General features: G+C 62.4%; 18 protein-coding genes and 1 pseudogene. 5 read left to right on the plus strand and 14 right to left on the minus strand.

The window, feature by feature from the left end; all coding sequences use genetic code 11:
- Nucleotides 1-19: 19 nt before the first annotated feature.
- The 5 genes from J7302_RS22040 to J7302_RS22060 form a co-directional block, all read right to left on the minus strand.
- Nucleotides 20-1,150, minus strand: a complete 1,131-nt coding sequence (locus J7302_RS22040) for an efflux RND transporter periplasmic adaptor subunit (RefSeq protein WP_215379716.1) — start codon at nucleotides 1,148-1,150, stop codon at nucleotides 20-22.
- A gap of 291 nt (nucleotides 1,151-1,441) precedes the next feature.
- Complete coding sequence (locus tag J7302_RS22045; RefSeq protein WP_215379718.1) at nucleotides 1,442-2,536, minus strand: DUF1513 domain-containing protein; 1,095 nt, start codon at nucleotides 2,534-2,536, stop codon at nucleotides 1,442-1,444.
- Between the two features lies 1 nt (nucleotide 2,537).
- Entirely contained in the window at nucleotides 2,538-3,602 is a 1,065-nt protein-coding gene (locus J7302_RS22050; protein WP_215379720.1) for an imelysin family protein, read from the minus strand.
- 11 nt (nucleotides 3,603-3,613) lie between these two features.
- Complete coding sequence (locus J7302_RS22055) at nucleotides 3,614-5,041, minus strand: di-heme oxidoreductase family protein (protein ID WP_215379722.1); 1,428 nt, start codon at nucleotides 5,039-5,041, stop codon at nucleotides 3,614-3,616.
- Between the two features lie 281 nt (nucleotides 5,042-5,322).
- The gene (locus J7302_RS22060) at nucleotides 5,323-6,654 is read right to left on the minus strand and encodes an imelysin family protein (RefSeq protein WP_215379725.1); all 1,332 of its coding nucleotides are present in this window, start codon (nucleotides 6,652-6,654) and stop codon (nucleotides 5,323-5,325) included.
- Between the two features lie 199 nt (nucleotides 6,655-6,853).
- Between J7302_RS22060 and J7302_RS22065 the strand changes: the two genes are divergently transcribed.
- Together J7302_RS22065 and J7302_RS22070 are read left to right on the plus strand one after the other, a co-directional pair.
- Nucleotides 6,854-7,426, plus strand: coding sequence for a LemA family protein (locus J7302_RS22065; protein ID WP_215379727.1), 573 nt, complete (start codon nucleotides 6,854-6,856; stop codon nucleotides 7,424-7,426).
- 8 nt (nucleotides 7,427-7,434) lie between these two features.
- On the plus strand, nucleotides 7,435-8,337 hold the full coding sequence (locus J7302_RS22070) for a GIDE domain-containing protein (RefSeq protein WP_394359106.1): 903 nt from the start codon (nucleotides 7,435-7,437) through the stop codon (nucleotides 8,335-8,337).
- Nucleotides 8,338-8,402: 65 nt separating this feature from the next.
- Here the strand turns inward: J7302_RS22070 and J7302_RS22075 are convergent, their stop codons facing one another.
- From J7302_RS22075 to J7302_RS22090, 4 genes are all read right to left on the minus strand, one after another.
- On the minus strand, nucleotides 8,403-10,469 hold the full coding sequence (locus J7302_RS22075; protein WP_215379730.1) for a putative bifunctional diguanylate cyclase/phosphodiesterase: 2,067 nt from the start codon (nucleotides 10,467-10,469) through the stop codon (nucleotides 8,403-8,405).
- 243 nt (nucleotides 10,470-10,712) lie between these two features.
- Nucleotides 10,713-11,294, minus strand: coding sequence for a superoxide dismutase [Fe] (gene sodB / locus J7302_RS22080; RefSeq protein ID WP_215379733.1), 582 nt, complete (start codon nucleotides 11,292-11,294; stop codon nucleotides 10,713-10,715).
- Between the two features lie 202 nt (nucleotides 11,295-11,496).
- Nucleotides 11,497-12,099: a LysE/ArgO family amino acid transporter gene (locus tag J7302_RS22085; protein ID WP_215379736.1), complete on the minus strand. Its 603-nt coding sequence runs from the start codon at nucleotides 12,097-12,099 to the stop codon at nucleotides 11,497-11,499.
- Between the two features lie 5 nt (nucleotides 12,100-12,104).
- On the minus strand, nucleotides 12,105-12,512 hold the full coding sequence (locus tag J7302_RS22090; protein ID WP_215379739.1) for an ACT domain-containing protein: 408 nt from the start codon (nucleotides 12,510-12,512) through the stop codon (nucleotides 12,105-12,107).
- A 100-nt stretch (nucleotides 12,513-12,612) separates the two neighbouring features.
- Between J7302_RS22090 and J7302_RS22095 the strand changes: the two genes are divergently transcribed.
- Both J7302_RS22095 and J7302_RS22100 read left to right on the plus strand, forming a co-directional pair.
- The gene (locus J7302_RS22095) at nucleotides 12,613-13,509 is read left to right on the plus strand and encodes a LysR family transcriptional regulator ArgP (protein WP_215379741.1); all 897 of its coding nucleotides are present in this window, start codon (nucleotides 12,613-12,615) and stop codon (nucleotides 13,507-13,509) included.
- A 138-nt stretch (nucleotides 13,510-13,647) separates the two neighbouring features.
- Nucleotides 13,648-14,637, plus strand: coding sequence for an NAD-dependent epimerase/dehydratase family protein (locus J7302_RS22100; protein WP_215379745.1), 990 nt, complete (start codon nucleotides 13,648-13,650; stop codon nucleotides 14,635-14,637).
- A 17-nt stretch (nucleotides 14,638-14,654) separates the two neighbouring features.
- On the opposite strand, the gene J7302_RS22105 is transcribed toward J7302_RS22100, so the two are convergent.
- On the minus strand, nucleotides 14,655-14,918 hold the full coding sequence (locus J7302_RS22105) for a hypothetical protein (RefSeq protein WP_215379747.1): 264 nt from the start codon (nucleotides 14,916-14,918) through the stop codon (nucleotides 14,655-14,657).
- A gap of 289 nt (nucleotides 14,919-15,207) precedes the next feature.
- On the opposite strand from J7302_RS22105, the gene J7302_RS22110 reads away from it, so the two are divergent.
- The gene (locus tag J7302_RS22110; protein WP_215379749.1) at nucleotides 15,208-16,050 is read left to right on the plus strand and encodes an ATPase; all 843 of its coding nucleotides are present in this window, start codon (nucleotides 15,208-15,210) and stop codon (nucleotides 16,048-16,050) included.
- 172 nt (nucleotides 16,051-16,222) lie between these two features.
- Here the strand turns inward: J7302_RS22110 and J7302_RS26680 are convergent, their stop codons facing one another.
- The 4 genes and pseudogenes from J7302_RS26680 to J7302_RS22125 all read right to left on the minus strand — a co-directional run bounded on the left by J7302_RS26680 (nucleotide 16,223) and on the right by J7302_RS22125 (nucleotide 18,821).
- A complete protein-coding gene (locus tag J7302_RS26680; protein WP_251702197.1) occupies nucleotides 16,223-16,375 on the minus strand; it encodes a hypothetical protein in 153 nt (50 codons plus the stop codon).
- Nucleotides 16,372-17,469, minus strand: coding sequence for an OprD family porin (locus tag J7302_RS22115; protein ID WP_251702198.1), 1,098 nt, complete (start codon nucleotides 17,467-17,469; stop codon nucleotides 16,372-16,374). The genes J7302_RS26680 and J7302_RS22115 overlap by 4 nt, the downstream gene beginning before the upstream one ends.
- 235 nt (nucleotides 17,470-17,704) lie before the next feature.
- Nucleotides 17,705-17,857: pseudogene (locus J7302_RS22120) on the minus strand (IclR family transcriptional regulator); the annotation flags it as partial.
- Between the two features lie 178 nt (nucleotides 17,858-18,035).
- A complete protein-coding gene (locus J7302_RS22125) occupies nucleotides 18,036-18,821 on the minus strand; it encodes an oxygen-binding di-iron domain-containing protein (protein ID WP_215379752.1) in 786 nt (261 codons plus the stop codon).
- Nucleotides 18,822-18,954: the final 133 nt, after the last annotated feature.

The following is an 18,954-nucleotide window of genomic DNA, read 5'->3' on the forward strand; positions in this document are numbered from 1 at the left end:
ATTCCTTCGCGCGCAGCCGTCAGTGCTCGGCGCGGGCTTGATTGTCAGGTTTGGCCAGCAGGCTCTGGTCAGGGACGATGGCGACGTGAGAGCCGTTGTCCAGCTTGAGCTGGCCGGAGGTGACCACCTGCTCGCCCGATTTCAGTCCCTTGAGCACGACGACCTGGCCATCGCGATGTTCGCCGGTTTCGATGAAGCGGCGTTCGACCACAAGGCTCGACTTGCCTTCGGCATCCTTCTCTTCGCCGACCACATACACCGAGTTGCCATAGAGCGTGTAGGTGATGGCGCTTTCCGGCACCACGATCCGCAGGTGTTCCCCGGGCAGCAGCACTTCCAGGTTGGCGAACATGCCGGGTAGCAGTTTGCCGTCCGGGTTCTGCAGCACCGCGCGGACCTGCAGGTTGCGTGTGGCCTCTTCCACTTTCGGGTTGATCGCGGCGATGTCGCCTTCGAAGACTTCGCCCGGGAAGGCTGCGACGCTGATGCGTACCCTCTGCCCGACGGCCAGCTGCGGAGCAGCCTGCTCCGGCAAGTAGAAGTCGACGAACAGGGTGCTCAGGTCCTGCAGGGTGGCGATGATGGTGCCAGAGGAGAGGAAGTCGCCTACATCAACCTGGCGAATACCGATGGTGCCAGTGAAGGGGGCGACGATGCGTTTCTTGCTGAGCAGGGCCTTGAGTTGGCCGACCTTTCCGGTAGCCGCTTGCAGTTCGGACGCCAGGCGGTCGAACTCGCTCTTGGAAATGTTCTGCCTGCTCACCAGGCTGCGACCGCGTTCGAACTCGACACGGGCCAGGCTAAGTTCCGCTTCAGACGTGGCCAGGCTGGCCTTTTCGACATCGCTGTCCATCTGGATCAGGGGTTGTCCCTGCTTGACCTTCTCGCCAGACAGGAACAGCACGTCCTGGACGGTGCCACTGGCTTCCACGGTCAGGTCTACGCCTTGCAGGGCCCTGAGGCTGCCGATAGCCGGCAGGCGGCTTTGCCAGGGGACTTCGACCGACTTCTCGGCGGAAACGTTGATCGGCGGTTGTGGGGCCGAAAAAGTCTGGACCTGCTTGTAGATCGAGAATCCTTTGTAGGCGGCGAGGGCGAGCACCACGAGGGCAACCACGCCCAGCATGATGAGCATGCGGCGGAGCAACATATTCCGGTTCCTTGGCAGGGCAAAATGAGGCCTGGGAATAGGCGAGGTTTGCACCTTAGTCCTAGTCCCAATTCAAGTCAAAGCCAAGAAATTTCGGAACGTTGCGAATTGGGGGTTTGGCCAGCCTTGAAGGCGATAATCGCCGGAGATCGTGAAGGATCGATGCAGGCAGTGTAGGTGGATCTTCGTGTTTTCTGATTGACGGGCCAGGAATGCCGCTTCAGCTCCGAGGCGAGGCATTTGTGCGGATTTGATGTCCCAGGAAGCCCCGGCAGCGGACTTCCTGGTGGATCAGGCGAGGTGCAGGTGGTTGTCCCAGAGACCGGCTGGTAATTGAAGCGGGGTGACGGCAATCGTTTCGCTTTGGCAATTATAGAGGCGGCAGCGTCCCTGGCCCGAGGTCACGACGAAACCGTCCCTGACCGCGCCGACCCCGGCGCAATCCGGCAAGGGTGCATCTAGCCGAATGGCTCCGGTGTCCAGGTCCCAGATGAAGAAACGGTTGCCGCGCGGTGCCGTCAATGCAACCAGGCGCAGGTCATCGTGGATTGCCACGCTGGCGGTGTACTGGTTCATCGCCAGGCGCTGCTCGTCGCCGAGCGGGAAGGGTAGGAAGGGTTGCCCAGGCCGCTTGATGGCCAGCAGGTCGGCATGGTCGCTCGCCTCGCCCATGTATTGCTGACCCGCGACGACAGTACCGTCGGCACCGATTGCCAAGTGGCGGATGCTGTTCATCTGCTGCGGCAGGGTTTCCCGGGAAAGCAGGCTGCCGTCCCGGCGCATCAGCACCAGGCTTGGCTCCATAGCATCGAGATTCATCTCGACACGGCTTTCGGCTTCAGTGCGAATGCCGCCATTGGCTACCACCAGGGTTTCCCCATCGGGCAGCCAGGCGACCTGGTGCGGCCCCAGACCGTGGGTGGAGAGTTCGCCGCTGTGAACAAGCTGCCCGTCTTGGAAGCGGTACTGGCCGAGTACACCGCGGCCAGGATCAGTGGTGTCATTCTCGGTAGCGTAGAGCCACTCGCCGTTGCGGTGGAACACCCCATGCCCGTAGAAGTGACGGTTCGGCTGCGATTGCAGGGTCTGCAGCAGGCGCCCATCGCGCAGGTCGACCAGGTAGCTCTCGGTTCCCGGGCGACGGGCGACGAAAAGTGCTACCGGCTCGCTCGGATGCTCGACGATGTCGTGGCAGCGCTGGGCGACGCGGGTGGCGAAGACCTGAGTGCCGTCCAGCCGGTAGCCCACCACGTAGTGATGTCCATCGGCGTCATCGCGGGCGGAGAGCAGCAAGGGCGAGCTGCCTTTGCGGCTCAAGGTCCAGCCGCCGAGCGTCACAGCGCCCAGCAGCAGGCTGGCAAGAGTGAGAACCTGGCGGCGCAGCATCTCAGTCACCGTCGTTGGCATTGAAGCCGAGTTGCACGCCCAAGGCGCGGGCCAGGTCGCCCGAGTGCAGGCGCTGGACCTTGTCCAGGCTGTCGTAGAAAACGTTCACCTGTGTGCGTCCGGCTTCGTCGGCGAGCAGGTCGGTGAGCGGCTTCTGCAGGCTGGTCAGCTGCTTCTCGGCGTCAGCGTAAGCAGCGTCGATGCGTTCAGCCAGGTCTTTCTGGTCACTTCCAAGCAGGCTGCGGATGCCTGGGCCGTCGACACCGCGCCAGAGGTTTTCGGCGCTGTCCAGGCTGGCGGCCAGGTTGCTCAGCGAGCTGTGGCTGCGCCAGGCCTCGGCTTGCATCGGCTGCGGCAGGCCTTTGGTCTGGCGGCCGAGCGGGGTGCCAAGCTTCTTCTTCAGGGTATCCAGGGCGGTGACCTGGACTCGCAGTAACTCGGAGATGGCTTCGTGGGAATCCGCGTAGCGCGTGTTGGGGAAAGTGCTGAGTTGCTCGAGCATGCCGTCTTTGGCGTTCCAACGCGCCAGGATCTCTTCGGCAAGGATCTTCTGGCGCTCGCCGATGGCCTGTAGCAGCGGGCAATAGCGGGCCTTTTGGGCGCCGTCGGCCATGTCCAGGTTGCTGTCGAACAGAATGTACTCGTAGGCGGACAGGCCCTGCACTACCACGCTCGATTTCGCCAGGGCGGCCGCATCGACTTGCGGCTGCGCCTTGATCAGTTGTTCGACCTGACGGCCAACCAGGTTTTTCTTGTCCGGCCAGAACAGCACCTGCCAGGCGCGGTTGCCCTCGGCCAGCGGGCCGATCATCAGTGGTTGCAGTTCGGCCCAGGCCTTCTGCGCGGCGAGAAAGTCCGCGCGAGCCTTATCCAGATCCTCCTTGCCGGAGCAGAAGGCCAGCGCGCTGGCAGCGAGCTGCTGGTCCGCCTCCACCCAGCGGCTGTAAGTCGGCAGGATCACCTGCTTGGCCAGGGCGGCAGCGGTCTGCGCCTGTGGGTCTTGTGGCGCGCAGGCGCCGAGGGCGAGGGCGGCAAGGCTGGAGAGCAACAGTTTGGGTCGGAACATTGCGGGGCTCCTTAAAGGGAATTCAGGAAGGCCAGCAGCGCGGCGCGCTGCCTGGCATCGAATTGCAGGACCTGCTGCCTGGCCGCTTCGGCCTCGCCTCCGTGCCAGAGAATAGCCTCGAGCAGGTTGCGTGCGCGGCCGTCATGGAGGAACTGGGTATGGCCATTGACGGTTTCGGTGAGGCCGACGCCCCACAGAGGCGGCGTCCGCCAGTCGCGGCCTCCTGCCCGGAATTCGTCACGGCCATCGGCGAGACCTTCGCCCATGTCGTGCAGGAGCAGATCGCTGTAAGGGCGGATGAGCTGGTTGGCCAGTTCAGGCTCGGCAGCATCCGCCGCCGTGGTGAAGCTTGGTGTGTGACAGCCCTGGCAGCCCGCCTGGTGGAACAGGCCTTTACCCTCCAGGACTTGCGGTGCTTCGACATCACGTCGTGCTGGCACGGCGAGGTTACGGCTGTAGAACAGCACCAGGCGGAGGATGTTGTCGCTGACCTCGGGCTCGCCGCCATTCACGGCCGTCAGGCAATCCGTCTGCGCAGGTGTGCAGTCGTCACGGGGCAGCAGGGCAGTTGTCAGGCCCATGTCGCCGGAGAAGGCGTGGGCATTCTGCTGGTTGAGGCTGGGTTGGCCGGCCTTCCAGCCGAAGCGGCCGAGTACGGTGTTGCCTGCGGCATCGTCCCAGACCTGGTTGGGGCGACCATGAATGCCGTCGCCGTTGCGGTCCTCGGGGTCGGCATTGGCGAGGATGGCCGATTCGGGGATGGCTTCCAGCAGACCCAGGCCGATCATCGGCGGAGCTATACGGGCAGAGAAGAGCGTATCCGGCTGCATGGGCCCGTAGCCCAGCTGGGTAATGGAGAGGCGCGGCTTGCGCAGCTCGACGCGGGTGCCGTCGGCGAAGCTCACCGGCAGGCTTTCGTACTCGATGCGAATCTTGCCCTCAGACGATACGCCGGGGTTGGCCATGTCCTGCAGCTGGCCGCCATAGACCGGCTCGGGCACCACTCCGAGGCGCTCGAGCATCCGCGCGTGTTCCGCTGATGAATCTGCCGGGATCGACAGGCGCACCAGCATGGAAACGGCATTGCCGGCGTTTGGTCCGGGCGGGTGGCCGCGGCCGTCCTTGACGTGGCAGTTCTGGCAGGCGTTGGTGTTGAACAGCGGTCCCAGGCCATCGCGGGCGATAGTGGTAGCGGGTGCGATCACCCAGGGATTGCGGAAGAAACTGTTGCCCACGCTGAAGTCCAGGCGGCGCGTCGGCGAGAGATTGGCCGAGGGCATGGAGAAGGCATTGCGGTCGAACTGGCGGACGGTTGCCGTGCCGCCGGAAAGTGCTTCGCCTGGTTCGGCCTGGGCGAACTTCGGCGCGTCGTCGCAGGCGCTGAGGCCGATGACCAGGAGCAGGGGCGACAGGCGGCGAAGGGCCGGTGGAACGAGCATGGGTGAGACTCGGACGGCGAAAATTCAGGCGCGCAAGCTTATCAGGCTGAGGGGATTTGAATAAGAGGGATTTGCGTTTACTTATAGGTGCCAGGACTGGCTTGTGGGAGCGATTTTGTCCGCGAATCAGCCTTCAGGGCTGCCCTTCAGAACTCGGCCAGGGCCGCTGCGCGGCCTTTCGCAAGTGAATTCGCCCCTCAGGTGCGGGAGGTCATTTCTTCGAGCACAAAAAAGCGGATGCGGCACTGAGCCGCATCCGCTTTTGGTCACCGCAGCGTCGATCAGAACTGGTGATCGGCGTTGTCCGGCTTCAGGTCGGTGATGCCGAGCTTGGCCGAAGCCTGCTCGATGGCACCGGTCTGCTTGACCAGGGCGGCGATGGCATCGCGCACCAGTTGCTGGTCGGCGGTATTGTCGGCGGCGATCAACTGGTCGAAGTGCACGTCCTTGTTGGCGCTGTCGACCAGGGCCTGCAGCTTGCCTTCGGTAGCTTCCAGGTCGGCCTTCAGGGTGGTGTCGGTCGGTGAGTCGATCTTGGCGACAAGGGACGACAGGCTCGGGCCGCTCAGGGTGGTTCCGTCGACCTTCTTGTACTCGCCCAGGTAGACGTTGCGGATACCCTTGCCGTTGTAGAAGTGCGAGTTGTGGGTGTTGTCGCTGAAGCAATCGTGCTCGTCTTCGGTGGAGTTGGCTTCCAGCGCGACTTTCATGCGCTCGCCAGCCAATTCGCCGAGGGACAGGCTGCCCATGCCGAAGAGCATCTTGCGCAGGCCGGACTCGACCGGTTCGGCCTCCAGCTTGGCGCGGTAGTTGTCGGCGACGCCGGTTTTCCACTGGCCGACCATGTATTCAGCGTCGGCGACCAGCAGGTCGGTGGCGGCTTTCAGGTAGGCACGACGACGCTCGTTGTGCTCGCCAGTAGCGCCTTTGCCGACCACGTAGTCGGTGGCAGGGCGGTTGCCCGCGCCGGGCTTGGTGCCGTTGAGGTCCTGACCCCAAAGGAGGAACTCGATGGCGTGGTAGCCGGTGGCGACGTTGGCTTCGGAGCCGCCCAACTCGTTGAGGCTGGCCAGTTTTTCGCCAGTGATTTCAGTGACGTCGATCTTGTCTTCGCCAACCTGGATCTCAGTGTTGGCGATGATGTTCGCGGTAGCGCCCGGGTTGCCAAGGGCATGCTGGTAGTCGCCCGCAACGTAGTCGATCAGTCCTTCGTCCAGCGGCCAGGCATTCAGCTGGCCTTCCCAGTCATCCACAACCGGGTTGCCGAAGCGGAACACTTCGCTCTGCATGTACGGGACGCGGGCAGCCAGCCAGGCTTCGCGAGCAGCGTTCAGGGTGCCAGCATTGGGGGTAGCGAGCAGAGCGTCGACGGCTTTCTGCAGGTTCACCGCGGTGCTGTGGGCGTCGGTGAACACGGCCAGGGCCAGGTCGGCGTAGTGGCTGACGATCTTTTTGCCTTCGGCCTGGTCGATATTGGCGGCGGCTGGTGCGCTGCTGGTAGCGGCTGGGGCGGCGGCTTGCGGAGCTGCGGCTTTCTCTTTGTCGTCACCGCAGCCGGCGAGCGAGATGGCGACAGCGAGCAGGCTGGCGGTAGCCAGGGGCATGCGAATCATGGAGAGATCCTTTGCGTCTGAGGTGATGGCCATATGGGGGCACGTGAAAACCGCAACATAATGCGAAAGATTTTCATTTTTGGAAAGACTTGGGTTTGAGCCGAGATCAGCACTTGTGCACCGGGACTCTGCACGGCGTCCTGCTTGCCCTTAGAATGCCTCGAATCCCAGGTCCCGCAGCGTTCAAGGAGAAGCCTGCATGAGTCTGACCAGTGTTGCCCTGATCGTGGTGTTGCTGCTCGCTGCCGCCTACGCAGTGATCCTCTACAACGCGCTGGTGCGCTTGAAGCATGGTGTTGGCAAGGCTTGGTCGAACATCGAGGTGCTGCTCAAGCAGCGCCACGATGAACTGCCGAAGCTGGTGGAGACCTGCAAGCAGTACATGCAGCATGAGCGCACCACCCTGGAGCGGGTGATCGCCGCGCGTAACGCCGTGGCCAGTGCCCGCGAGAAGGGTGATATCGGTGCCCTTGGCCAGGCCGAGAGTGGGCTGCGGGCGGGCCTCGGGCAGTTGTTCGCGTTGGCGGAAAATTATCCACAGCTCAAGGCGAACGAAAGTTTCCAGTTCCTCCAACAGCGCATCAGCGGACTGGAGAACGGTATCGCCGACCGCCGTGAGCTTTACAACGAGGCGGTCAACCTCAATAACGTGCGCATCGAGCAGTTCCCGGATGTGATCATCGCCGGTCTGTTCGGTTTCAAGGCCGCTGAACTGCTGGAATTCAGCGAGGCCGAGAAGGCCGACGTCGACCTCAAGTCGCTGTTCGGTTGAGTCCGCCTGTGGATATCGCGGGCCTGACTATCAGCCTTGGCTTCAGCCTGGGGGCATTCGCGGGGGGTGGCTGGTGGTGCTTGCGTCGACTGGCACAGGCCCGCTTGTTGCTGGATACCCCGACCTCGAAGATCCGTTCGGCTGCCCAAGGGTACGTGGAGCTGTATGGCGTGCTCCATGAGCAGGGAGATGCCCCCTTGCTCGCGCCGCTGACTGGCAAGCCGTGCCTCTGGTGGCGCTTTCGCATCGAGGAATACTCCGAGAGCGGCAAGAGGAAGAGCTGGCGGGTGCTGGAAAGCGGTGTGAGCGATGCCTGGCTATGCCTGGCCGACGCAACCGGCAAATGCCTGATCGACCCGAGGGGGGCCGAGGTGCGCCCGGCCACTCGTGAAGTCTGGAAGGGCAGCCAGCGGCATCCTCGAGCGGGCGCCGCTGCTTTCGGCAGCGGCGCCTGGCTATCGAGTGGGGGCGAGTACCGTTATACGGAGGAGCGCCTGCACGTAGGCGAGCCGCTTTACGCCATTGGTGATTTTCGTACGAGTGGTGGTGGGCGTAAGGGCCTGGACCTGGCGGTGGCGCAAGGCGCGGTGATTCGCGAGTGGAAGAGCGACTTTTCCGGACTGCTGCAGCGTTTCGACAGCGATGGAGACGGCCAACTCGGAGAAGCTGAATGGAACCGCGTACGTCTGGCGGCCCAGTTGGAAGCGGAGGATCGCCATCGGCACGCGAGCACAGCGCCGGCACTCAACCATTTGCGCCGTCCTGCCGAAGCGCAGCCATTCCTGCTGTCCAGTCATGGCGAGGATGTGCTGGCCCGGCACTTCCGCTGGCAGGCGTTGTTTGGCGCTCTGCTTTGCGTGGGCGGCGCGGTAGTGACTGTTTATCTATTGCGGGTGACTGGGCTTCTGTAGAGCAGGGCCGTGGCCTGCTTGACCAATGAGTTCGCCCCCATATGGAACTGTCCGTCAGGGAGCATTCATAGCGTGGCGGGGTTGGAAGCTGCGTTGGACAGGCGCCGGGCCTGCTTGAGGTAGAGGGTCAGTTCGCGGGCGGGCAATGGTTTGCTGTAGAGGTAGCCCTGACCTTCGTTACAGCCCTGGGCGATGATGTAGGTCTCTTGCTCTGCCGTCTCCACACCTTCGGCTATCACTTGCATACCCAGGTTGCGGGCAAGCTGGATGATGGCGCGCACGATGGTGGCGTCGTCCTCGTCTTCCAGCACGTCCTGGACGAAGCTCTTGTCGATTTTGATCTTGTCCAGCGGCAGGCTCTTCAGGTAGCTGAGTGAGGAGTAGCCAGTCCCGAAGTCATCGATCGCGATCAGCGCTCCGGAGCGGCGCAGGCTCAGCAGGTGTTGGGCGGCGGTGGAGATGTCTTCCATCAGGCCGGTTTCGGTGACCTCCAACTCCAGGCTGCGTTGTGGCAGACGATAGACCTGTAGCAGGTTGTTCACGACACGCGGCAATTCAGCGTGGTGCAACTGCACGGTGGACAGGTTGATGGCCATGCGCAGTTCGCTGAAGCCCTGGTCGTGCCATTCGCGCAATTGGCGGCAGGCTTGGTCCAGCACCCATTCACCGATGGCGATGATGGTGCCGTTCTGTTCGGCCAGGGGGATGAACAGGTCTGGCGGCACGAGGCCTTGTTGCGGGTGCTGCCAGCGGAGCAGTGCCTCGACGCCGACGACGCGGTGGTCCCGATAGTCCACCTGGGGTTGGTAGACGAGATGCATCTCGCCACGCTTGAGGGCTTCGCGCAGGTCTTTTTCCAGCTCGCGCCGGCGGCGCATTTCGCTGTCCACACTGGCGATATAGAACTGGTAGCGGTTGCGCGAGCGGCTCTTGGCCAGGGTCATGGTCTGTTCGGCTTTCTGCAGCAGCTTCTCGGTGCTGTCGCCATCTTCGGGGAAGAGGGTGATACCGATGGTGGCGCGCAGGCGGACTTCCTGCTGTTCGAGTGAGAAAGGGACTTCCAGGTCGTCGAGCACGCTCTGCGCCAGTTCGGCGGCTTCATAGGGTTGCTCGATATCGGCCTGGACCAGGGCGAACTGGTCGCCACCTAGGCGGGCCAGGGCGCCGAGACGGCCGCTGTGGCCGCGTAGCCGGTCGGCGAGGGCGATCAGCAACTGATCGCCGGTCTGGTAACTGAACTGCTCGTTGACGCCCTTGAAGTCGTCAAGGCCGACGCACAACACTGCGACGCGGCGTTGAAGGCGACCGGCGTCTTCGAGGATGTGGTCCAGTTGCTGCTGCAATTGCTGGCGGTTCGGCAATCCGGTCAGGAAGTCGTACTGGGCCATGCGTAACAGGCTGTTCTCGGCTTCCCGGCGCAGGTGGGTATTTCGCTCAATGGAAGCCAGCAGCTCATTGGCCGTGCTTATCCACAGGCCGATTTCATTCTTTTCGTTGCCCTTGAGCATCGGCAGCTTGTGCTCGCTGGGGCGGTCAGGGTTGATGCTGGTGAGATGCTCGATGATCTTCGACAGTGGCTTGGTCAGGAGCCAGTGGTAGACGAGGTAGAGCACCAGGCCCATGGCCAGGGCTCGCAATACACCGGAAATGAAGATGATCACCGAACTGGCGACGAAGTCCTGGCCGTAGGGGGCTGTATCCAGGGTGATGCTGAGGTCGCCGTAGTATTCGCTGTACGGGCTGCGCCCGACCAACTGGGTTGTATAGGTCTGTTCCTTGCCGAGGATGGGGTCGGTGAGCCAGCGGGTCGGCAGGTTCGTCAGCGGCCTTTCCTTCTCCGCCAGCATCGGCTCCTTGGGATGGCCGATTGAGGCATGGCGTACCGATTCGTGTTGGAACAGGCCTTCGATGACCTGCATGCCCATCTCGCGATCCAGGCTGTACACCGCCTGGGTGGAGGGATCGCGAAACATGCCGAGGATTCGGTGGGCATCGCTGGTTACCGCTTGGCGAGTCTTGTAGGCATCGAACACGATCTGGGCGCAGCTCAATACGACTCCGACCACCAAGGCCGATAGCAGCACCACGCGCAACAGCTTCATGGACAAGCTGTGTTTGAGATCCAACTTCAAAAGGAGATTCCTTGTTCGATGCCGCCTGGCGTCAGACCGCTGTGAGTATTGGCAAACACGGTGTGGCCGTCAAAGGGCAAGCGTCAGAATGCCACTACGTGTCGCATTATCTCGACTGGTCTCCCTGTGCCATGCCGGTTCGATACTCGCCTAGCTTGAGGTTGGCGCGTGAATTTCCATTTGTGCATGCCAAATATGAAGAAACCCGGCATAGGCCGGGTTTCTTCAGGGGTCACGCTGGACTCAGGCTGCGTAGTTCTTGGCTACGAAGTCCCAGTTGACCAGGTTCCAGAACGCCTCGACGTACTTAGGACGCAGGTTGCGGTAGTCGATGTAGTAGGCGTGTTCCCAGACGTCGCAGGTCAGCAGCGGGGTGTCGCCGCTGGTCAGCGGTACGCCAGCGCCGATGGTGCTGGCCAGGGCCAGGGAGCCGTCGGCTTTCTTGACCAGCCAGGCCCAGCCGGAGCCGAAGGTGCCGATGGCGGTCTTGGTGAACTCTTCCTTGAACTTGTCGAAGGAGCCGAAGGCTGCGTTGATCGCATCAGCCAGGGCGCCAGTGGGTTGGCCGCCGCCGTTCGGGCTCAGGCAGTTCCAGTAGAAGGTGTGGTTCCAGATTTGAGCCGCGTTGTTGAAGATGCCGCCGGAGGAGGTCTTGATGATCTCTTCCAGGCTCTTGCCTTCGAACTCGGTGCCCGGCACCAGGTTGTTCAGGTTGACCACGTAGGCGTTGTGGTGTTTGCCGTGGTGGTATTCCAGGGTCTCGGCGGACAGGTGCGGCTCGAGGGCGTTTTTCTCGTAAGGCAGCGGCGGCAATTCGAAAGCCATGATGGATCTCCTACTCAGGTCAGGTCGGTGCGTCTCGCGCGGGGCCGTTCACGGTCGGCCGAAAGGTGCGGCTGGGGTTGCTCCCCTTTTTGCCGCAAGCCCCGGATCATAGCACCCGACCTGGGGCATATCCACGCAGCAACTGTGTGGAAAAGGCCGCTCCACGGCCATCGAGTAGACGGTCGTGGCGCGGTCTTGAGCCTTACTGGCCGAGCATCAGTTGGGCGGCCATGCCGAACATCATCAGGGCAACGGTGAGGTCGAGCACTCGCCAGGTGGCGGGGCGCGCCAGCCAGGGGGCGAGCCAGGCCGCACCGAGGGCGAGGGCGAAGAACCACACCAGCGAGGCGCTGGCCGCGCCCAGGGCGTAGGCGCCTGGCACCGTCTGGTGAGCCCCGAGCGAGCCAATGAGCAGGACGGTATCGAGATAAACGTGAGGGTTGAGCAGGGTCACCGCCAGCGCTGCAAGAAGAACGGCTCGGCGCGAGCGAGGGCCGGTTTCGGCTCCTTGCCCCAAGGCGGTGGGGCTGATGGCGCGACGCAACGCTTGTACGCCGTACCACAGCAGGAACGCGGCGCCACCCCAGCGGGCGATGTTCAGCAGCAGCGGGTTCTGCGCCAGCAGCGTGGCCAGGCCGAAGACCCCGGCGCTGACCAGCAGCGCATCACAGACCACACAAAGTGCGGCTACCGGCAGGTGATGCTCACGGCGCAGGCTCTGCGCCAGGACGAAGGCATTTTGCGCGCCGATGGCAATGATCAGGCCGGCGGCCATCAGCAGGCCGTTGATATAGCTTTGCCACATGGCGATCACTCCGGTTGGGCGTGGGCGGCGAGCGCGCGGAGCGTGGACAGCGCCCGCTCGGCATCGCGGCTGGCGACGAACAAATGGTCGTGGAAGTAGCCCGCCACCACGTTACAGCTGATGCCCGCCTGGGCCAGGGCGGCGGCGAAGGCGGCCGTCAGGCCCACGGCGCTGAGCGAGGAATGGACCTCCAGCGTGATCCAGGCAGCGACATAGTCGTAGGCCAGGTCCAGGCGGTCGGCGTCTTCGCGAGGGAGGATCACCGTCAGCCCTTCGCGCTCCCGGAAGCTGCCGACAGGCTGGTTACCTTGCAGCTGTTCTGGCCCCTCCAGCGTGCAGTAGACGTATTCCCCGGGGTTGAGCCGGGGCTCCATGCTGCGGATCAGGATTGAAAGAGAGGTCTCGCCAGCCATGGGCATGTCCTGTCGTGAATGAGGTTGGATGTGGCGAGTGTGTGGCGTTGCCCTGTATAAGGAAAACAAATCATGCTGATCTCCCATTAGGAAAACTGATTTGTTCGATTACAAATTGTTGGCTGCCCTGGCCGCCGTGGTGGAGCAGGGTGGTTTCGAGCGTGCCGCTCAATTGCTGGGGCTATCGCAGTCGGCCGTTTCGCAGCGGATCAAGCTGCTCGAGGCACGCGTGGGCCAGCCGGTGCTGGTGCGCGCTACGCCGCCCACGCCCACCGAGGTGGGCACGCGGCTACTCAACCATGTGCAACAGGTGCGGCTGCTGGAGCGTGACCTTCAACGCCAGGTTCCTGCGCTGGAGGAGGGCGGGGCGCCGGAGCGCCTGCGCATTGCCCTGAATGCGGACAGCCTGGCTACCTGGTGGGCCCACGCGGTAGGTGACTTCTGTGCGGAGCAGCAGGTTCTGCTTGATCTGGTGGTGGAGGATCAGGAGGTCGGCCTCAAGCGCATGCGGGCAGGCGAGGTGGCGGCCTGTGTCTGTGCCGCCGAACGACCGGTGGCCGGGGCACGCAGCCTGATGCTGGGCGCCATGCGGTACCGCGCGCTGGCCAGCCCTGCCTTCATCGAGCGGCATTTTCCACAGGGGGTGACACCGGAAGCCCTGACCCGCGTACCGGCCATTGTCTTCGGGCCGGACGATCTGCTGCAGCACCGTTATCTGGCGTCATTGGGGGTTGAGGGCAGCTTCATCCACCACCTGTGTCCTTCCTCGGAAGGGTTCGTGCGCCTGGCCGAAGGCGGCCTGGGCTGGGGCCTGGTGCCGGAGCTGCAGGTCAGCGCGGAACTGGCCCGTGGCGAGTTGCGGGAACTGCTGCCCGGCAAACCCATCGATGTGCCGCTCTATTGGCACCATTGGCGGCATGGGGGCGATCTGCTCGGCATCCTTACCGACCACCTGGCCAGGGCTGCAGGCCGCTGGTTGGTGCCACGTCCGGCATGACTGCCCGTCGACCCAGGCGTGCGGAACATTGCTCGCGCGGGGTGTTCAGAGTCGCAGGATTGGCTCGCGATGCCACGTTCGCGGCGCGACGTGGCTGCTAGAGTCGCGAGCACAATGATAAAAGCCTGGGAGTGATCGATGAAGATTCTGGTTACAGGGGCGAGTGGCTTCATTGGCGGGCGCTTTGCCCGTTTCGCCCTCGAACAAGGGCTGAGCGTGCGGGTCAACGGCCGCCGTGCTGAAGCGACGGAACATCTGGTCCGGCGGGGCGCAGAGTTCATGCAGGGCGACTTGTCCGATCCTGAATTGGTGCAGCGGCTCTGCATGGATGTCGAGGCCGTGGTGCATTGTGCCGGCGCGGTGGGCGTGTGGGGCAGATACCCGCAGTTCTACCAGGCCAACGTTCAAGTGACCGAGAACGTCGTCGAGGCGTGCCTGAAGCAGCGGGTTCGCCGCCTGCTGCACCTGTCGTCGCCATCCATCTATTTCGATGGCAAGTCCCACGTGGGCCTTAAAGAGGAGCAGGTGCCCAAGCGGTTCTCCGACCACTATGGCGCCACTAAATACCTGGCTGAGCAGAAAGTCTTCGCCGCCGAGGAGTTCGGCCTTGAGGTCATGGCTTTCCGCCCGCGCTTCGTCACCGGCGCCGGGGATACCAGTATCTTCCCCAGGCTGATCGCCATGCAGCGCAAAGGGCGGTTGTCGATCATCGGCAATGGCCTGAACAAGGTCGACTTCACCAGCGTGCAGAACCTCAATGACGTCCTGCTCAGCGGCCTGCTGGCGGCGGCGCCTGCGCTCGGCAAGGCCTACAACATCAGCAATGGCAAGCCGGTGCCCCTATGGGACGTGGTCAACTATGTGCTGCGTCAGTTGGGCGTTCCGCCGGTCACCCGGCATCTGCCGTTCGGCGTGGCATACAGCGCCGCGCTGCTTAACGAGACCGTCTGCAAGTTGCTGCCGGGGCGGCCAGAACCTTCGCTGTTCCGTCTTGGCGTTGCGGTTATGGCACGGGACTTCTCCCTCGACATCAGTCGCGCACGGCAGCACCTGGGCTATGACCCGCAGGTAAGCATCTGGACCGCGCTGGATGAGTTCTGTGGCTGGTGGAAAGCCCTGCAGCCTTAGTGCCATATGGGCAGCGCCTAACCGCGGAGCGGGCCGGCGTACTGGGTGTACTTGCGGATCAGTTCTTCCTCGCTCGGTGGGGGCGCTTTGAGCCTGATGCCCGTCAGTGTGCTGAGGCGCTCGCCCAGTGCACGGGTGGCCTCCAGTTGCGATTCAGCGCAGGCATTGACCATCGATTGGATGGCGTCAGGCTGGCTGAGGCGGATATCGACGGACTGTTCGTCTCGTAGCTGACGCCGCAGTGCTTGCATGCAATCCAGGACAGCCTTGGTCAGTTCCACTCGTCTTCCCCCTATGGTTGAAGCACGCTGCGCTCTTCTGCTGAAGGGGCAGGGTTTGTCGGAATCATTCAGGTCGGCCCGCTGTGCCCTGGCCGCACCGGCAAGTGGCTAGCAAGGGGCGTACCACCTGTCGGAGATCGGAACCGTGCGGCGATCCGGAGGTCGATTTAAAAGCGCTGCCCCTAGGCGGTGCGTCTTGCACTGGCTTGGCGCGACGCTGATGGGCAGGTTTCGAATCGGTATACTGCCGCTCAATCGTGTTTCTGCGTTTTTCTCTGAAGGTTCCCCCATGCGTAACGATGCCCTTGATGATGTGGATGATATCCCCAGCCTGACTACTGACGCCCATGATCGCGACGAGTTCGGCCATCACCCAGCGGCAGCCGCGCCGCTGGGTTCCAGTAGTTATGGTCATCCCGCCAACAGCCCGATGGTGGTGAAGAGCGCCAGCACTGGCCCACTCTGGGCCTTGATCGGTGCCCTGGTGATCGCCCTGGGTGGCCTGGGCTGGTGGAGCTTTCAGCAGATCAGCCTGATGGAGCAGCAGCTGGTGGCCACCCAGGAAAGCTTCGCTCGCATCAGCGAGGAGGCCGCCGGTCGCATCCAGGACATCAACGGCAAGGTGGTCGCCACCGAGTCCAACGTCACCAGCGGCAGTGAGTCGCTGAAGCTGCAGATCAGACAGTTGCAGAACAAGGTGGTGGAGCTCAGCAAGCAACAGCAGAACGTTGCCGCCCAAGTCGGTAACCAGGGCAAGCGCGTCGATCAACTGGCTTCCGACTTCCGTGCCCAGCAAGGCGCCGCGGGCCAAGTGGATGGCAAGTTGAGGGCGCTGGCTGAAGAGCAGTCCCGGCTCAAGTCGTCGCAGGGGGATCTGGCCAGACTCGACGAGCGTCTAAAGGGCCTCGGTAGCGACCTGGACGTGCTGAAGAAGCAGGGCAACCCGAACCAGGCCATCAAGAGCCTCGAGCAGGACCTGCTGGTGCTGCGTAGCCAACTGGACAACCGCCCGGCCCAGGCCCAAGGCGCCAGCACGGCAGAATTCGATGCCTTCCGTGCGCAGATGACCCGTAACATCAGTGCCCTGCAGACCCAGATGCTGAACCTGCAGCAGCAGATCAATACGCGTTGAAGGCGGGATCTCCAGCCTTCACGCCCCTTTATCCCTCCCCCTACCGCCTCTCCCGTTAACGGGAGAGGCGGCCGATCGTGCAACCTGCCTGCAGCTTCTCGTAGATACAAGGTTGGCGCTGAGCGTAGCGGAGCCCGCCGACCTGCAGCACCGCATCTACCTTCGCCTGACATCAGAACTGGTAAACGTAATTCAGGTAAATCCGATTGCCATTGTGGGTAATGATGCCCGCCGGTCCGAATGAGGTATTGAAGCGGGATATCCCGTCCGGCTCGCCCTTGGTGCGGAATTCGTTGTGCAGCCACGCCACGTTCAGACCTTTCAAATATCCCTCGAAGTTGTACTGAAGTAAGCTTTGGAACTCCTGCGTGAGAATTCGTCATAACCAGCGGCGTGGTCGGAGAATGCGTAGTGGGTATCCAGTCTTGGTTGCGGAAGACCGAAAAAGGAAAAGTCCATTCCGCCCATCAGTTTGAACATTTCTTCTTCTTCCAGTCCAAAGAAGTAAAACAACTTGGCGCTGCTGTTCCAGGTTCCATGATCCTTGCTGAAGAAAAGTCGATCAAAATCATCGCCACGCACTTTGTTGTAGGTAATTCCGGCATGAAAATGGTCCGTACGGTATTTCGCCGACAGGTCGAGGTAACGCGCATCATGCGAACTCTCAGCCTCGTAAAGCCCGCGCACACCCTCGTATTCGAAGCGATCGCCAGCGTCCTCCTGCATACCCTGGGTGGCGTAAAGATCGAGGTACTGCCCCGGGGGCCAGTTGGATACTGTGCTGCAGTTTGACCGAGGCCACCCTGAGGGAGTCCTCCGACTCGGAGTATTCGACCTGCAGGCGGCTACCCCAGGGCATTGCATAACCCAACCCGACTCGTTGCGGGCACTGAGGCCGTTGATATGGCTGAAGCGCAGTGCCAGCCCGCCAAGTGTGTAGTCGAGGTCGAGGCCCAGGGTCGAGGGAGGCAGGATGCGTGATATGGGGTCATCGAAGTATTGCGCGTAGCGACGACTCTTCTTGCCGGCCCCCAGTTGCAGTTCACCGCCTTCTCCGGCTAGGCGACCGCGCAGGTACGCTTCGACCGGCTTGGCGATGCCGTGGGGCGATTGCACCGAATCGTCGGCTTCCAGGTCGCTGATATTGTTGGCTTCGCTGCCGACATAAAGATCGTCCGCCAGGCCATAGCTGTAGTCGAAGCCCAGTACGTCCCGATACCAGCCAGAGTTGAAGTTGAACAAGGCTGCCTGCACCCATTCGTTACGCGTCGGCCCTACGCCGTCTCCATTGTTTTCTTTCCAGTAGAACTGGCTGTAACGTAGGGAAGTTCGGCTGTCGCCGATGAATGCATCCGCACTCGCACGCCCTATGGCGCTCAAGCAGGCCAGGCCTGCGAGGCACTTTTGCGCAATCCGCATTTCATCACCTTCTTATTCTTCTTGAATGATGGAAAGGCCGTATAAACGGGTGTGGCCTATTGTCGATTCGGGGGAATAAAGGGCAATTGAATTGAGTTCCACCACGCGGAATCGCGGATGATCAAATTTCAAGGAAATGATTGTTTACTCGCACGCTAAAGCATTGTGAGTGGCTGATTTTCAATGGTGGGAAGTTAGTGAAGGCTAACGAATTTTGACGCGTCTCGGCCAAGTATCAGCCGAGGCTGTGCTGCAATTGATCGATAGCTCCGGCCAGATCGACCAGATGGCGTTGGCGTACCCGCTCGACACTGTCCTGATCCCTTGGCCAGTGCAGGGCGATGTTGCCGACCAGGCGCCCCTGGGCGCGTACCGGCAAGGCCGCGGATGCGTCGGCACCGGCGCGGCTGGCCATCAGATAACCGCGAGCGGGTAAGGAGGACAACGAAAGCCGGTTCCACAGGGTGGAACCGGGGCGCAATGGCCTGGAATTGCAGGGGGATGGCGAATCACTTCAATGCAGGACGACTCAGAAGCGTCCCACGGTGCAGGGGGAACCAGGGGAGCTAGCGCGGCAGGCGGTAGTCTTCAGGCCCCATCAGGTCCATACCGCACTCGAGGTTTTCGATCCAGTAGAGGAAGGCGCTGATCATCTCGCGGCCCACGAAGGGGCGACCGTGTTGCGGGACGATCATTTCCACATCCATCCCTCGCACCATATCGACCCAGAGCCGGCAGATCTTGTTGCTGGCCATATAGCGGCGGTGAAAGCCCTCCATGTTCGGTACATGGTTGACGAAGTCGCGCACGGGAGTGGCGTCTTCCACCAGGGATGCCCCCATATCGCCGGAGAAGAGGATACGGCTGACCGGGTCGTAGAGCTGGAAGTTGCCCACCGAATGGAGGAAGTGCGCCGGTACTGCCTTCAGTTTGCATTTGCCCAGTGTGATCGATTCCCCACGGTCGGGGAGGGCGATGATCCGGTCATAGGTGGAGATGCCGTGGCTGATGGCCAGGTAGTTGGCTGTGAGGTGCGGCAGGAAGCGCGCCCAGAGCTTGGAGCAGATCACTCGGGCGCGGGTATGCAGCAGCCATTTGGCCAGGGAGGCGATGATGTCCGGGTCCTGGTGTGAGGCGAAGATGAAGGTGAGGTCCTGCACCGGGATGTGCTTGGAAAGCTCAAGGGACAGCGGCGTGTAGGTCAGGTCTCCGCCCGGGTCGAGCAGCAGGTACTGCTCGTTGTCGGTTATCAGGAACTGGTTGGATTGCACGCCTTCGCCGCTGACCAGATCGTCGAACATCAGGCATTGATGGGTGCCGTTGTCGAACAGCACGATAGGCTCGCGGCGCATGGAAACCTCAGATGAAAAAACGACGCGCAGATGTAAGGCATTTCTGAAAGACGAGTGCTGATCCAGATCAAGGCACCGGATAGCGGGGGACGACCCATCAATCGCCCCTAGATGGGTATCCATCCATCCTGCA

It is taken from the genome of Metapseudomonas boanensis, assembly GCF_018704125.1.
In the GTDB taxonomy this organism is placed as follows: domain Bacteria; phylum Pseudomonadota; class Gammaproteobacteria; order Pseudomonadales; family Pseudomonadaceae; genus Metapseudomonas; species Metapseudomonas boanensis.